At 69.2% G+C, this 13,916-nt stretch carries 14 protein-coding genes and 1 pseudogene; 5 read left to right on the top strand and 10 right to left on the bottom strand.

All coding sequences use genetic code 11. From position 1 onward, the window contains the following. Position 1: 1 nt before the first annotated feature. The 3 genes and pseudogenes from VM306_RS11245 to VM306_RS11235 all read right to left on the bottom strand — a co-directional run bounded on the left by VM306_RS11245 (position 2) and on the right by VM306_RS11235 (position 1,483). The gene (locus tag VM306_RS11245; protein WP_325513850.1) at positions 2-280 is read right to left on the bottom strand and encodes an ADP-ribosylglycohydrolase family protein; all 279 of its coding nucleotides are present in this window, start codon (positions 278-280) and stop codon (positions 2-4) included. A gap of 128 nt (positions 281-408) precedes the next feature. Then, a pseudogene (locus VM306_RS11240) lies at positions 409-786 on the bottom strand (ADP-ribosylglycohydrolase family protein); the annotation flags it as partial. Positions 787-931: 145 nt separating this feature from the next. Further along, a complete protein-coding gene (locus tag VM306_RS11235; protein WP_325513847.1) occupies positions 932-1,483 on the bottom strand; it encodes a hypothetical protein in 552 nt (183 codons plus the stop codon). Between the two features lie 95 nt (positions 1,484-1,578). Here VM306_RS11235 and VM306_RS11230 point away from each other — a divergent pair, with 95 nt between their 5' ends. Continuing rightward, a complete protein-coding gene (locus tag VM306_RS11230) occupies positions 1,579-2,100 on the top strand; it encodes an HNH endonuclease signature motif containing protein (RefSeq protein ID WP_325513845.1) in 522 nt (173 codons plus the stop codon). 54 nt (positions 2,101-2,154) lie between these two features. Here VM306_RS11230 and VM306_RS11225 read toward each other — a convergent pair whose 3' ends face one another. The 3 genes from VM306_RS11225 to VM306_RS11215 all read right to left on the bottom strand — a co-directional run bounded on the left by VM306_RS11225 (position 2,155) and on the right by VM306_RS11215 (position 6,070). Beyond that, positions 2,155-4,977, bottom strand: a complete 2,823-nt coding sequence (locus VM306_RS11225) for a vitamin B12-dependent ribonucleotide reductase (RefSeq protein WP_325513842.1) — start codon at positions 4,975-4,977, stop codon at positions 2,155-2,157. Positions 4,978-5,043: 66 nt separating this feature from the next. Continuing rightward, positions 5,044-5,514 (bottom strand): transcriptional regulator NrdR, encoded by a 471-nt coding sequence (gene nrdR, locus VM306_RS11220; protein ID WP_325513840.1) that lies wholly within the window; start codon positions 5,512-5,514, stop codon positions 5,044-5,046. Between the two features lie 271 nt (positions 5,515-5,785). After that, entirely contained in the window at positions 5,786-6,070 is a 285-nt protein-coding gene (locus VM306_RS11215; protein ID WP_325513838.1) for a hypothetical protein, read from the bottom strand. Positions 6,071-6,276: 206 nt separating this feature from the next. Here VM306_RS11215 and lexA point away from each other — a divergent pair, with 206 nt between their 5' ends. Continuing rightward, positions 6,277-6,969 (top strand): transcriptional repressor LexA, encoded by a 693-nt coding sequence (lexA, locus tag VM306_RS11210; protein WP_414672362.1) that lies wholly within the window; start codon positions 6,277-6,279, stop codon positions 6,967-6,969. Here the strand turns inward: lexA and VM306_RS11205 are convergent. Further along, entirely contained in the window at positions 6,953-7,693 is a 741-nt protein-coding gene (locus VM306_RS11205; protein WP_325513835.1) for a GbsR/MarR family transcriptional regulator, read from the bottom strand. The genes lexA and VM306_RS11205 overlap by 17 nt on opposite strands. Before the next feature lie 185 nt (positions 7,694-7,878). Between VM306_RS11205 and VM306_RS11200 the strand changes: the two genes are divergently transcribed. Next, positions 7,879-8,928 carry a cytochrome P450 gene (locus tag VM306_RS11200; RefSeq protein WP_325513833.1) on the top strand — a complete coding sequence of 350 codons (1,050 nt, stop codon included), beginning with the start codon at positions 7,879-7,881 and terminating at the stop codon, positions 8,926-8,928. 11 nt (positions 8,929-8,939) lie between these two features. Here the strand turns inward: VM306_RS11200 and VM306_RS11195 are convergent, their stop codons facing one another. The 3 genes from VM306_RS11195 to VM306_RS11185 are packed head-to-tail and all read right to left on the bottom strand — an operon-like array spanning position 8,940 to position 11,879. Continuing rightward, positions 8,940-9,896, bottom strand: a complete 957-nt coding sequence (locus VM306_RS11195) for a hypothetical protein (protein ID WP_414672361.1) — start codon at positions 9,894-9,896, stop codon at positions 8,940-8,942. Continuing rightward, a complete protein-coding gene (gene hflX / locus VM306_RS11190) occupies positions 9,893-11,353 on the bottom strand; it encodes a GTPase HflX (RefSeq protein WP_325513831.1) in 1,461 nt (486 codons plus the stop codon). The genes VM306_RS11195 and hflX overlap by 4 nt, the downstream gene beginning before the upstream one ends. Before the next feature lie 25 nt (positions 11,354-11,378). Beyond that, positions 11,379-11,879, bottom strand: coding sequence for an ArsR/SmtB family transcription factor (locus VM306_RS11185; RefSeq protein ID WP_325513829.1), 501 nt, complete (start codon positions 11,877-11,879; stop codon positions 11,379-11,381). Between the two features lie 54 nt (positions 11,880-11,933). Between VM306_RS11185 and VM306_RS11180 the strand changes: the two genes are divergently transcribed. Both VM306_RS11180 and VM306_RS11175 read left to right on the top strand, forming a co-directional pair. Next, positions 11,934-13,181, top strand: coding sequence for an MFS transporter (locus VM306_RS11180; RefSeq protein WP_325513827.1), 1,248 nt, complete (start codon positions 11,934-11,936; stop codon positions 13,179-13,181). Between the two features lie 11 nt (positions 13,182-13,192). Next, positions 13,193-13,916, top strand: a 724-nt coding sequence (locus VM306_RS11175; RefSeq protein WP_325513824.1) for an SMP-30/gluconolactonase/LRE family protein, incomplete at its 3' end; no start/stop codon positions are given.

The following is a 13,916-nucleotide window of genomic DNA, read 5'->3' as shown; positions in this document are numbered from 1 at the left end:
ACTAGCGGCTCACCCAGTCCGGGAGGGGTTCGCGTTCCGCGACCCACTCCGGCGGCGGGGTCGCGATGATGCCACCGACGATCGCGGCTGTCGTGTCGACGTCACCGCCTGCTTCGACGCACGTCGTGATCGCGGCGCGGTAGTCGTCGAGGTGGTGGGCGGCGACCCAGAGCGTGAACGGGACGGTGTCCTGCGCCGTGACGCGGGACCCGTTGCCGAGGACGTACGCCGCCTCTCCGGCATCGGTGATCTCGCGTGCCTTCTCGATCCCCTTGCGCACGAACGACTTCCCGAGGTGGTCGAGGACACCGCCGAGGAGGTCACGAGACGGAGTTCCCGCCAGGCGGGCTTCGCCGCGATGGCCGACGCGTGAGCCACGGCGACGCCGCCCGCGATGCCCTCCGGGTGCTGGTGTGTCACCTCACTGGCCCGGATCGCCTGTGCGGTCAGGGTTTCCGGGTCGTCCGCGAAGTACGCGCCCAGCGGTGCGATCCGCATCGCCGCGCCGTTGCCGCAGGAACCCTGGCCGTCGAACGCGCTGGAGGCCGCCTCTTCCCACGGCGTGCCCTGGCGGATCTCGCGCAGGATGGTGAAGGCTCCCGCGCCGTATCCGCGGTAGGGCTCGCAGCGGTCGGCGAACGTCGCCGCGAGCCGGTTCTGGTCCACCTCACCGTGGTCACGGAGCTCGGCGACGAGGTTGCAGGCCATTTCGGTGTCGTCGGTCCACTCCCAGGGCCCTCGTGGCGGCCTGCCGGCCACGAGGTCGGGCAACGAGCGGCCGACCATGAAGAACTGTGCGCCCAGAGCGTCGCCGACGGAGAGTCCGGCGAGCGAGTCGTATGCGAGGTCCAGGCGCGCACGTGCGTGCAGGACAATGCGCATCACCTGCGACTTTACCCGGTTCTCCCGCGAACGCCGTGGGTCGCCTGGTTCACCGCGACAGCCCGGCGGGGGTGAAGACGAAGCTGTCGCGGAAACTGCCGTCGCCGCGCCTTGTCGCCATGAGTCGCAGTTCCGGCATGAAGTGGAAGAACACCAGCGAACCCGACCGGTCCGGGTAGCCGAGTGTCTTCGAGTACTTGGGGTTCGTGCCGCCCAGCCACAACGGCGGCTCGCCGTACTCCGCGATCACGTCGTCGAGCTGGCAGTCCCGTTCGCCGAGGACACCGGGGATGCGGCTGTCGGCGTCGAGCGACAGCCAGCCCTGCCGGTGCGCGAGGTCCGCGTACACCGACGCCATGACGTCCTCGCTGCGGTGGCCGAGCACCTCGTGCACCGCGCCGCTGACCATCGCCGCGTTCGCCGCGCCCCGCTTCACCAGCGAGTCGAGCTCGGCCTGCCACCGGTCGGTGCGGTCGTCGGCGAACGCCAGCGCGTCGAGCAGGGTGAGGATCACCGCCTCGCCGCCGTACATGCCAGGACGCCGGACAGCGGCGTTGAGCTGGCCGAGCAGGTAACGGCGTAAGTCGTCGAACGAAGGCATCTCTCCCCCTTGGTCCCGTTGTTCTACCAGTTGCCCGTACGTGAAACGGAATCGCCTTCGCGACCGACAGAATGATCGACGACTGGGGAGGTCACATGGCGGCGAGCACCACGCAGATTGTCGCGTACTGGGTCGAGCACGAGGTCGAGATGTCCGTCGACTGGAGCACGGCACACGAACGCTGCTGGCGGTGCGGCTACAGGACAAGGCTCGAGAAGTGCCACATCGTTCCCGTGGCGCTGGGTGGGACCGACAACGCGGAGAACCTCGTGCTGCTGTGCGCGCGATGCCGCCGTGAGGCGCCGAGCCACCAGGATCCGCAGTACATGTGGCGGTGGCTGAGGGCGACCGGCGTCTCCTCCCCCGACACGTACTGGACGTTGCGGGGCTGGGAGGAGTTCGAGGTCATCTTCGGCAGGAAGCCGCTGGAGATCTTCCGGGAGGCCGGGGTCGACCACCACTCGCTCAACGCCGAGTGCCGGGCGCTGGCCGCGGACGAGTTCGCGAAGACCATCGTCCACTTCGGAGAGGGCCGGCTCAACCCGTCGACGATCGCGTGCGTGATCGCGGAGATCGAGAAGAAGCTGGCCGACCGTCACGGGATCACGCTGCCGTGACGGCGAACCGCCTGCTGGGAGAACGCTCCCCCAGCAGGCGGTCACTGTTCTGGATCAGCTGCAGCCGGACGTGCTGCCGCAGCCCTCGCACAGGTAGCAGGAGCCGGCCGGACGCATCTTCGTCCCGCAGGTCATGCACAGCGGCGCGTCGGCCGCCTTGCCCAGGTGCAGCTCCAGCAGCTCGGTCGAGCTGCCGACCTGCTTCGGGGCCGCCGCCTCGACCTCGACGACCGGAGCCGCCTCCACCGAGCCGCGCAGACCCTCGAGGTCCACATCGGACGACGCCGGCGCGCCGTACTCGCCGGCCACCTGCGCCGAACGCTCGTCGGCCGTGAAGATGCCGAGCTGCGCGCGCTTGTCGTACGGCAGGTAGTCGAGCGCGAGGCGGCGGAACAGGTAGTCCAGCACCGACGTCGCGATGCGCACGTCCGGGTCGTCGGTCATGCCCGCCGGCTCGAAGCGCAGGTTCTGGAACTTCGAGACGTAGAACTCCAGCGGGATGCCGTACTGCAGACCCACCGAGATGGACATCGAGAACGCGTCCATCACGCCGGCCAGCGTCGAGCCCTGCTTGCCCAGCTTGACGAAGATCTCGCCGAGGCCGTTGTCCGGGTAGGACCCGGCGTGCAGGTAGCCCTCGGCGCCACCGACCGTGAACGACACGGTCTGCGACGGGCGCTTCTTCGGCAGGCGCTTGCGGACCGGGCGGTACTCGACGACGGTCTCGGTCTTGGCCTCGGCGCCCTTGTTCGCGCCCTTGCCCGCCGACAGCGGCTGGCCGACCTTGCAGTTGTCGCGGTAGATCGCGAGCGCCTTCAGGCCGAGCTTCCAGCCCTGGTAGTAGATCTCCTCGACCTCCTCGACGGTCGCCGTCTCCGGCATGTTGACCGTCTTGGAGATCGCGCCGGACAGGAACGGCTGCGCGGCCGCCATCATCCGCACGTGGCCCATGGGCGCGATGGAGCGCTCGCCCATGGCGCAGTCGAAGACCTCGTAGTGCTCGCGGCGCAGGCCCGGCGCGTCGATGACGTGGCCGTGCTCGGCGATGAACTCGACGATCGCCTCGATCTGCTCGTCCTGGTAGCCCAGGGCCTTCAGGGCGCGCGGCACCGTCTGGTTGACGATCTGCATCGAACCGCCGCCGACGAGCTTCTTGAACTTGATCAGGGCCAGGTCCGGCTCGATACCGGTGGTGTCGCAGTCCATCATCAGGCCGATGGTGCCGGTGGGGGCCAGCACGGACGCCTGGGCGTTGCGCCAGCCGTTCTTCGCGCCGATCTCCAGCGCCTGCTGCCACGCCTCGGTCGAGACCCTGTGCACCGCCGCGTCGTTCGCGTGGTAGGTGCGGATCAGGTCGTTGGCGGCGGCGTGCTTGCGCATGACGCGCTGGTGCGCCGAGGCGTTGCGCTTGTAGCCGTCGTAGGCGCCGACGATGCCCGCGAGCTCGGCGGAACGGCGGTAGGAGACACCCGTCATCAGCGAGGTGATGGTCGCGGCGAGCGCGCGGCCGCCCTCGGAGTCGTACGCGTGGCCGGTCGCCATCAGCAGCGCGCCGAGGTTGGCGTAGCCGATGCCGAGCTGGCGGAACTTGCGGGTGGTCTCCGCGATCGGCTCGGTCGGGAAGTCCGCGAAGCAGATCGAGATGTCCATCGCGGTGATGATCAGCTCGACGGCCTTGGCGAACGTGACGGCGTCGAAGCGGCCGTCGTCACCGAGGAACTTCATCAGGTTCAGCGACGCGAGGTTGCAGCTCGAGTTGTCGAGGTGCATGTACTCCGAGCACGGGTTGGACGCGGTGATGCGGCCCGACTCCGGGCAGGTGTGCCAGTCGTTGATCGTGTCGTCGTACTGGATGCCGGGGTCGGCGCACTCCCACGCGGCCTTCGCGAGCTTGCCGAACAGCTCCTTGGCGTCGACGCGCTCGATGACCTCGCCGGTCTGACGGGCGCGCAGCCCGAACTCGCCGCCGCTCTCGTAGGCGTGCATGAACTCGTCCGACACGCGGATCGAGTTGTTCGCGTTCTGGTACTGCACCGACACGATGTCCGCGCCGCCGAGGTCCATGTCGAACCCGGCGTCGCGCAGCGCGCGGATCTTGTCCTCTTCGCGCGCCTTGGTCTCGATGAACTCCACGACGTCCGGGTGGTCGACGTCGAGGACGACCATCTTGGCCGCGCGGCGGGTGGCGCCACCGGACTTGATGGTGCCCGCGGACGCGTCGGCGCCGCGCATGAACGACACGGGGCCGGACGCGGTGCCGCCGGAGGACAGCAGCTCCTTCGACGAACGGATGCGCGAGAGGTTCAGGCCGGCACCGGAGCCGCCCTTGAAGATCAGGCCCTCCTCGCGGTACCAGTTGAGGATCGACTCCATCGTGTCGTCGACCGCGAGGATGAAGCACGCGCTGACCTGCTGCGGCGAGCTGGTGCCGACGTTGAACCACACCGGCGAGTTGAAGCTGAACACCTGGTGCAGCAGCATGTAGGTGAGCTCGTGCTCGAAGATCTCGGCGTCGGCGTCACCCGCGAAGTAGCCGTGCTCCTTGCCCGCGCCGACGTAGGTCTTCACGACGCGGTCGATCAGCTGGCGCAGCGACTGCTCGCGCACCTCGCTGCCGACGGCACCGCGGAAGTACTTGCTGGTGACGATGTTGGTGGCGTTCACCGACCAGAACTCGGGGAACTCGACACCGCGCTGCTCGAAGTTCACCGAGCCGTCGCGCCAGTTCGTCATGACGACGTCGCGGCGCTCCCAGGTGACCTCGTCATAGGGGTGGCGGCCCTCGGTGGTGTAGACGCGCTGGATCTTCAGCGCGGCAGGCTTGGCAGCCGCCCGTGCGGCTGTCTTCTTGGCTGAGCCGCCGACGGTCTCGGTCACGGTGGATCTCCCTCGTGCTGGTACTGAGAAAAAGATGATTGCCTCGCGCGCTTCAGAGCACGCGGATCACTGCTCGACCGGTGCTTCCTCGGCACGGGCAGTGCGAAGATCAAGGATTTCCTTCTCGAAGTCCTCGACGGACGAGAAGGACCTGTAAACACTCGCGAAGCGCAGATAAGCGACCTCGTCGAGTTCGCGCAGGGGGCCGAGAATCGCGAGGCCCACCTCGTGGCTCGCGATTTCCGCGCACCCCGTCGACCGGATCGACTCTTCCACCTGCTGGGCCAGGACCTGGAACGCGTCCTCGTCGACCGGGCGGCCCTGGCACGCCCTGCGCACGCCGACGACCACCTTGTCGCGGCTGAAGGGCTCCGTCACGCCGGAGCGCTTGACCACGGCGAGAACCGCTTCCTCGACCGTGGTGAACCTGCGGCTGCAGCTGTTGCAGGAGCGCCGGCGACGGATCACCTGACCCTCGTCGACCTCGCGGGAGTCGACCACCCGCGAGTCCGAATGGCGGCAGAACGGACACCGCACGCCACCTCACCCCTTCCCCGCGCAGCATTCACCGCAGCAGCCTCACTGATCGGGTTACCCACAACCTGTGGACTACTACAACGGTGCAACCACTAGATGTAGGGGTAGAACCTAGATCGCGACGGAGGCCCGGCGCAACTCGACACGCGCGTCGTGCGTCACTCCGTTGGAGGAACCGAGGCCGATCAGGGGTGATTACACAGCGACGCCCACCTCATGACGGAGCGAACACGTCGAGGTGGGCGTGCGAACACAAGATGTGGGGGCAGGACTACGGGGCGACCCCCACCTGCTGGAGGTAGAGCACGCCGAGCGCGATGATCGTCAGAGCGCTCAGCACGCCGACGGCGACGAGCTCGAGCATCGACTCGCGCTTCGGGCGGACCTCGCACGAACTCGACTCGCGGGTGGCGGGCACGACGACCTGGTGCGGCCTCGTCGCGGGGCGGCGCGGCATGACGCGGGGACCCGAACGGAGTGGACGTCCCGCTGCGACGTCCGCGTCCTCGGCAATGCGCAACCGCTTCTCGACGAGCACCGCCATGAGGACCTCCATCGCAGGTCAACCACCATGATCGAACAGGGGTTCGATCGAACGTCAGTGCGAATTTCTACCACGGCGACTCCTCCGACGCCACAACACGCGCCCAAATAGCTCGAACAGGTGTTTGATCTGCGCAGCAAACACGACTACCGTCGACCACGAAGATCGACGGAGCCGGAATCCCATTCGAACTGGGGGCGGCGAGGAGGACAGCGACCGTGGCAGGCAAGACGACCGATCCGGACCCCGCTCTTGCGACACCAGAGGTGAGCGAGATCGCGGGAAACGCCGGCCTGACCTTGCGCCAGCGCAAGGTGCTCGACGTGATTCGCGACTGGCTCGACCGCTTCGGCTACCCGCCGAGCGTGCGCGAGATCGGTGAGGCCGTGGGTCTGACGTCCACCTCGTCGGTCGCGTACCAGCTGCGCGCGCTGGAGCGGAAGGGCTTCCTGCGCCGCGACCCGAACCGCCCGCGCGCGGTCGGCGTGCTGCCCACCGAGATCGACCCCGGTCTCGACCCGATGTCCAAGCCGACGCCCGCGTACGTGCCGATGGTCGGCCGCATCGCCGCCGGTGGGCCGATCCTGGCGGAGGAGTCGATCGAGGACGTGTTCCCGCTGCCGCGCGAGATCGTGGGCGAGGGCGAGCTCTTCCTGCTGCGCGTCGTCGGCGACTCGATGATCGACGCCGCGATCACCGACGGCGACTGGGTCGTGATCCGCAAGCAGCCGACCGCCGACCAGGGCGAGATCGTCGCCGCGATGATCGACGGCGAGGCCACGGTGAAGACGTTCAAGCGCAAGGACGGCCACGTGTGGCTGATGCCGCACAACACGGCCTACCAGCCGATCAACGGCGACGAGGCCACCATCCTCGGCAAGGTCGTCACCGTGCTCAGGCGCCTTCCGTAGCTTCTCCCCTGGCGCGTTTCTTCTTCTCGAAGAAGTCGAGCCACTTCTGTCGCGTGGCCTCCAGATCCACGACGACGAAGGCGAAGAACTGGCCCATGTCCTTGAGGCGGGCACCCACCGGCGTGCCGAGACCGAAGATCTCGGCACCTTCCAGTGCGGTGTCCGCCCAGGTCGAGTGGCGCTGGGCGCTGGACAGCCACGCGCGGTACCAGATGTCGTCGTCGAGGAAGTACCGCACGCGTTTGCCGTCGCGCTCGCTGCGCAGCAGTCCCAGGTCCTGCAGGTAGGTCGTCTGCCGTGACACGGTGCCGGGGCTGACCGAGAGCCGGAGCACGAGCTCTGTCGCGGACAGACTGCCCCTGTCGACCATGAAGAGCTCGACCAGGATCCGGGCGGCCGTCCTCGGGAAGCCGGTCTGCACGAACGACGCGACGAGCCGCTGGCGGAAGTCCCGCACCTTGCCCGGGCTGCGTCCGAACGAGTAGGCCTCCTCGTCGACGTCCAGGTCGTCGACCGCGGGCATCCGGCGCGTGGCCCGCTCGCTCGCGGCGCGGTGCGCGGCACCCGGCCGGTAGCTGTTGTGGCCGCCGTTGCGGACCACCTCGCGCTGAATGGTCGACGCGGGCCTGTGCAACCGCCTCCCGATTTCGGAGTAGCCCAGCCCGTCCCACAGGAACTGGGCGATGAGCTGCCGTTCTTCTTCGTCCAGCCGTTTACCAGGCACAACCCCATGGTGCCTTGCGGTCGAGGCCATTGCAATGAGTCTTTTGACTTCGTCCACAAACGTTCTTAGCTTGCAAGGAGAGGAAACGAGCTCGTTGCAAGGGGGAAACGATGCCACTGAGTCCGATGACGTTCCCGGACGGACACGCCGGTTGGAGAGCGCACGATCACCCGACCGTGCGCGCGGTGCTGGCGGACGGTCGGTTCAGCATCCGGCCGGATTTGATGCACAACCCGTTCGGGCCGGGCAGTCCCGGTGACGCGCCGCCGTCACCGCCCGGCGCGTTCACCGACCACGACCCGCCGGACCACACCCGGTACCGCAGCAGGCTGACCGGTCAGTTCACCGTCCGGCGGATGCGGCTGCTCGCCGAGCGGCTGGAGGTGATCACGGCCGAGCACCTCGACGCGCTGGCTGCGCAGGGATCGCCGGCGGACCTGGTGGAGCACTTCGCGGTGCCGGTGCCGGGGTTGATGATCTGCGAACTGCTGGGTGTGCCGTACGAGCGGCGTGTGGAGTTCCAGCAGGACGCCGTGCTGCTGACCGGGGCCAGCGGCGCGGAGGCCGACGGGGGCGCGGCGATGTACGCCGCGTTCGAGCGGCTTCAGCGGTTCATGCTGGAGATGGTCGCGGCCAAGCGGGACCACCCGACCGACGACGTGCTCAGCGACCTGGTCAGCGCGGAACCCGCCGGAGTCGACGGCAGCCTCACGGACGACGAGATGGCGGCCATGGGCATGGCGCTGCTCGGCGGTGGACTCGACACGACGACGAACATGCTGTCGCTCGGCACGTTGGAACTGCTCCGGGACCCGGCACGCGTGGAGGCGATGCTCGCCGATCCCGACGCCGCCGTCGAGGAACTGCTGCGGTACATCAGCCTGACACCCGCGACCGCGCGGACGGCGCTGGAGGACGTCGAGCTCGACGGCGTTGTCGTGCGGGCGGGCGACACCGTGCTGGTCGAGCTCGCGGCGGCGAACCACGACCCGGCGCGCTACGCCGATCCCGGCGTGCTCGACCTCGCTCGCGGGACGGCCGGGCACCTCGCGTTCGGGCACGGCGTCCACCAGTGCATCGGGCAGCACCTCGCGCGGATCGAGCTGAGGATCGCCTTCCCCGGGCTGTTCCGGCGGTTCCCGAAGCTGCGGCTGGCCGTGGCCGAGGACGAGCTGCCGCACCGCGCGAGCCTGGTGATCGGCGGGCTGGAGCGGATGCCCGTCGCCTGGGACTGATGTATCGGATGTCAGGCGCGGCGGCGGAAGCGGAGGCCGATGACCAGGGCGGTGACGAGGATGATGCCGCCCAGCGTCAGGGCCAGCGGCCAGTTCTGCCAGGACGAGCTCGGTTGCGGCGCGGCCTGCGGTTGGTCCGCGGCGGCCGGTGGCGGAGTCGTGGTCGTCGCCGGTACCGAGGGCTGGGCCAGGGCCGCGGCGCCCTGGACGGCGCGGATCGAGGTGCCGGTTCCCTCCGAGGCGGAGAGCAGGGTGCCGTTCGGGTCGAAGGCGATGGCCTCGCCCTGGGGCTCGTCCGGCAGGGGGACGCGGACCGGGTCGCCTGACAGGGCCTTCGCGACGTCGCCGTCGGAGACCGGGTAGAGGTAGGCGTCGGTGTAGGTGCGCAGGGCGATGACGGTGCCGTCTGCGGTGAAGGCGGCACCGGTCACGAGACGCGAGTCGAGGGTGCCTTCCAGGGGGCCCCCGGGGGTGTCCGTCGTTGATAGCGACACACGTGCGACCTGCTCCAGCGGAACCGATATATCAGTTCGGAGCGGGCCCGTCGGGCGATATACCAGTGCGGAGCCGAGGGGCTCCTTGGTGATGATGAACGGCGTACCGGACTTGTCGATGACCAAGGCCTCGGCGTCGTGCTTGCCGTCCGGGTAGGTGACGCGGAACCGCTCCACGGCGCCCGAAGGCGTGACCTTGTGCAAGGCGACCGTGGAGCGGGACTTGTTGTTGTCGCCGGTGTCGGACGCCCAGAGGGTGCCGTCCGGCGTCATCGCCAGGTCTTCGACGTCGTACGGGTCGACGGGCGCGGTGATCGTGCGCGTTACCACGCAGTCGCGCCCCATGACCTGGATGCGCAGCGTGCCGTTGTCGCTGTCGCTGACGGCGAAGAACTGCTTGCCGTCGGACGTGAGCCCGGAGAGCTCCTGCATGGCTACCGGGCACACGTCCACCGGTGGAGGCGGGAGGATCAAGCAGGCGTCCCGTTCGTCGCGAACTCCTCGAGCACGCCGGCGAGGTCCGGGCGCACGCGGGCGCTGAGCAGCGTGCCCGACTCCGTGTGCTTCTCGGACAGCACCTCACCGTCGCGGTGCACGCGGGCCACCACCTCGCCGCGCGCGTACGGTACGAGGGCCTCGACCACGACCTCGGGATGGGGCATCAGCTCGGAGATGCGGACCCGCAGCTCCTCGATGCCGACGCCCGAGTGCGCCGACACGAACGACGCGTCGGGGAACAGGTGCCGCAGCCGGGCCATGCCCAGGTCGCCCACCGCGTCGATCTTGTTCACGACGAGCAGCTCGCGCGGCATCGGCGTGTCGGTCTTGTCGTTGATCTCGGCGAGGACCTCGCGCACGGCCTTGACCTGCTGTTCCGGCATGGCGTCGGAGCCGTCGACCACGTGCACGAGCAGGTCGGACTGGCCGACCTCCTCCAGCGTCGAGCGGAACGCCTCGACCAGCTGGTGCGGCAGGTGCCGGACGAAGCCGACGGTGTCCGTCAGCGTGTACGGCAGGCCTTCCGGCGTCAGCGAGCGGCGCGTCGTCGGATCGAGGGTGGCGAACAGCGCGTCCTCCACCAGGACTCCGGCGCCGGTCAGAGCGTTGAGCAGCGAGGACTTGCCCGCGTTCGTGTAGCCCGCGATGGCGACGCTCGGGATCTCGTTCGCCGTGCGGCGGCCCCGCTTGGTCTCGCGGATGACGCCGATCGCGGCGATCTCGCGGCGCAGCTTGGAGATGCGCGCGCGGATCCGGCGCCGGTCGGTCTCGATCTTGGTCTCACCGGGACCGCGCAGACCCACACCGCCGTTGCCGCCGCCGGCACGTCCGCCGGCCTGCCTCGACAACGTCTCACCCCAGCCGCGCAGGCGCGGCATCAGGTACTGCAGCTGGGCCAGCTCGACCTGCGCCTTGCCCTCCTTGGACCGCGCGTGCTGCGCGAAGATGTCCAGGATGAGCGCGGTGCGGTCGATGACCTTGACCTTGAGCTTCTCCTCCAGCTGGCGCAGCTGGCCGGGGGAGAGCTCACCGTCGCAGATCACCGTGTCCGCGCCGGTCGACTGCACGACGTCGCGCAGCTCGGAGACCTTGCCGGAACCGATGTACGTCGCGGCGTCCGGCTTGTCGCGCCTCTGCACGACGCCTTCGAGGACCTCGGAACCAGCGGTCTCGGCGAGGCGCGCGAGCTCGGCCATCGAGGCGTCGGAGTCGGCGGCGGTGCCCTCGGTCCACACCCCGACGAGCACGACCCGCTCCAGGCGAAGCTGGCGGTACTCGACCTCGGTGATGTCCTCGAGTTCGGTGGACAGCCCGGCGACACGGCGCAACGCGGCGCGCTCGGCGCGCTCGTAGTCACCCGTGGAGAAGTCGTCCTCCTCCCACGTCGAGTCGAACTCCGGGTCGAACTCTGTGCTCTGGATGTTTTCCGTCATTTGCCCTTCATCGTCCCACGGACTGTTAGTCCCCCGGATACACCGCGAGGTAGATCGCCACACGGGGAACATCCGGCTTCACCGGTTTCGCGGCCAGCTCATCCATCAACGCCGCTAGCCGCTGCTTTAGTTCCTCGGGGTCGACCGTGACGACCAGACGGCTCTGATCCACGTCACGGAACCCGATGTCGGCGACCTCGCCGAGGAAAGCGTGCAACATCGCCTCACCTACGGCGACCGCATTTTCGCTGTTGTCGAGCTGCCACGAAAGCCCTGTCGACCGATAGGGGATTTCTTTGGCCCCTCGGTTGCCCACCCGTGGCGGCATGGCCTCGAGGAACCCGGCGGCGACGAGCTTGCGCACGTGGTGCAGCGTCGTGGCCGGGTCCTTGCCCAGGCGTTCCGCCAGCTCCTTGTTGGTGAGCGGGCGGTCGAACGTCAGGCGGATCATCCGCAGCCGCAGGTCAGAGCTGAGAGCCGCGGCCTCGTCGCTGGTCGCGGGCCGGCGCTTGCGGGAGAGGGGCACGGGGGAAGTCTAAGTGATTGACAGCTTCCAATCACTCGGCGCAGACTTTCCGGCATGGCGCTTTGGGGGCACCCCGACTTCCGCAGGCTCTGGACGGGCGACACCATCAGCCAGTTCGGCGCGAACGTCGGCACGACGGTCGTCCCGCTGCTCGCGGCGGGTGTGCTGAACGCGACACCGTTCGAGATGGGCCTGCTGGCCGCGGCGAGCACGATGGCGTTCCTGGTGATCGGCCTGCCCGCGGGCGTGTGGGTCGACCGGATGCGCCGCAAGCCGCTGATGGTCGCGATGGACGTCGCCCGCGCCGCGCTGATGCTGAGCGTGCCCGTCGCGTGGTGGCTGGACCTGCTCGGCCTGCCGCAGCTGATCGTCGTGAGCCTCGCCGTGGGCGTCTGCACGGTGTTCTTCGACGTCGCCTACCAGTCGTACCTGCCGTCACTGGTCGGGCGAGGCCAGCTCGTCGAGGGCAACTCGAAGCTGCAGGCCAGCCTGTCGGTCGCGGAGGTGTCCGGGCCCGCCATCGGGGGCTACGCCGCCCAGTTCCTCGGCGCGGCCAACGGCGTCCTCGCGACCGGGCTGGGCTACCTGAGCTCGGCGTTCTTCCTGGTCAGGATCCAGACGGTGGAGCCTGCGCCCGAACGCCACCCCGACCCGCACCTGCGCCGCGAGATCATGGAGGGGCTGCGGTTCGTCTTCGGCAACGTCACCCTGCGCATGATCGTGGCCTGCACCGGCACGTCGAACTTCTTCCACGGCATCCAGAACGCCGTGATGATCCTCTTCCTGCTGCAGACCGTGGGCCTGAGCGAGGGAACCGCCGGTCTGGTGCTCAGCGCGGGCGGGGTCGGCGGCGTGCTCGGCGCGGCGTTCGCCTACCGGATCGGACTGCTCGTCGGGCAGGCCAGGATGATCTGGCTCATCCCACTGCTGACCTGGCCTTTCACCTTGGCGTTGCCGTTCGTCTCGGACGGCTGGGGTCTCGTGCTCCCGATGGTGGGCGCGGCGGTGAGCGTGTTCGGGATCGTCGTCTACAACGTCGGCCAGGTGAGCTACCGGCAGGCGATCTGCCCCGACCACCTGCTGGGCCGGATGAACGCCAGCGTGCGGTTCGTGGTGTGGGGGACGATCCCGCTGGGCGGGCTGGTCGGTGGCCTGCTGGGCGACGGCCTGGGCATCGTCCCGACGCTGTGGGTGGCGGCCGTCGGGCAGTGCCTGGCCGTGCTCTGGGTGCTGCTCTCCCCGCTGCGGGGGCGCGCGGACGTCACCGCCGCGGCGGACGCGACGGGCACCGGGGCTCACTAGGGTCGGTCAGCATGGCTGACACCACGGTGCTGCGCGACGGTCTCCGGTTCGGCGAAGGACCCCGGCGCGGGCCGGACGGCCGGCTGTACTACTCCGACTTCTACGACCTCGAGGTGCGCGCCCTGGACCTGGCCACCGGCGAGGAGGAACTGGTCTGCACCGTCCCCGGCCAGCCCTCCGGCCTCGGCTGGCTGCCGGACGGGCGGCTGCTCGTGGTGTCGATGACGGACCGCCGGGTGCTGCGGCTGGAACCGGACGGCGAGCTGGTCGAGCACGCCGACCTCGGCGGCATCGCCACGTTCCACGCCAACGACATGCTGGTGGACGCCGAGGGCCGCGCCTACGTGGGCAACTTCGGGTTCGACCTGCACGCGGCCATCGCGGAGGGCGGCGAGGCACCCATGCTGGAACCGGACTGGGTCGCGCCCGGCACGCCGCTGGCCCTCGTCCGGCCGGACGGCACGGCGACGGTCGCCGCCGAGGACCTCAAGTTCCCCAACGGGATGGGCTTCCTGCCCGACGGGACGCTCGTGGTGGCCGAGACCCTCGCGTTCGGGCTGACCGCGTTCGACGTGGCCGCCGACGGCGCGCTGTCCAACCGGCGGGTGTGGGCGAACCTGCGGGAGCACTTCGTGGCCCCGGACGGCATCGCGGCGGACGACGAGGGCGGGGTGTGGGTGGCGCCCGCGCTCCAGCCGTTCGCGCTGCGGGTCACCGAAGGCGGGGAGGTCACCC

Source organism: Lentzea sp., assembly GCF_035525475.1.
Taxonomy (GTDB): Bacteria; Actinomycetota; Actinomycetes; order Mycobacteriales; family Pseudonocardiaceae; genus Lentzea.
The sequence above is the reverse complement of the archived record's forward strand: the minus strand, read 5'-3'. Positions and strand labels throughout refer to the sequence as shown.

What these genes read in the sequence shown, in the direction of transcription:
- hflX (WP_325513831.1), bottom strand. Translation starts at nt 11,353, where the DNA reads ATGACGGAAAACATCCAGAGCACAGAGTTCGACCCGGAGTTCGACTCG.
- VM306_RS11235 (WP_325513847.1), bottom strand. Translation starts at nt 1,483, where the DNA reads ATGCCTTCGTTCGACGACTTACGCCGTTACCTGCTCGGCCAGCTCAAC.
- VM306_RS11230 (WP_325513845.1), top strand. Translation starts at nt 1,579, where the DNA reads ATGGCGGCGAGCACCACGCAGATTGTCGCGTACTGGGTCGAGCACGAG.
- VM306_RS11215 (WP_325513838.1), bottom strand. Translation starts at nt 6,070, where the DNA reads ATGGAGGTCCTCATGGCGGTGCTCGTCGAGAAGCGGTTGCGCATTGCC.
- VM306_RS11180 (WP_325513827.1), top strand. Translation starts at nt 11,934, where the DNA reads ATGGCGCTTTGGGGGCACCCCGACTTCCGCAGGCTCTGGACGGGCGAC.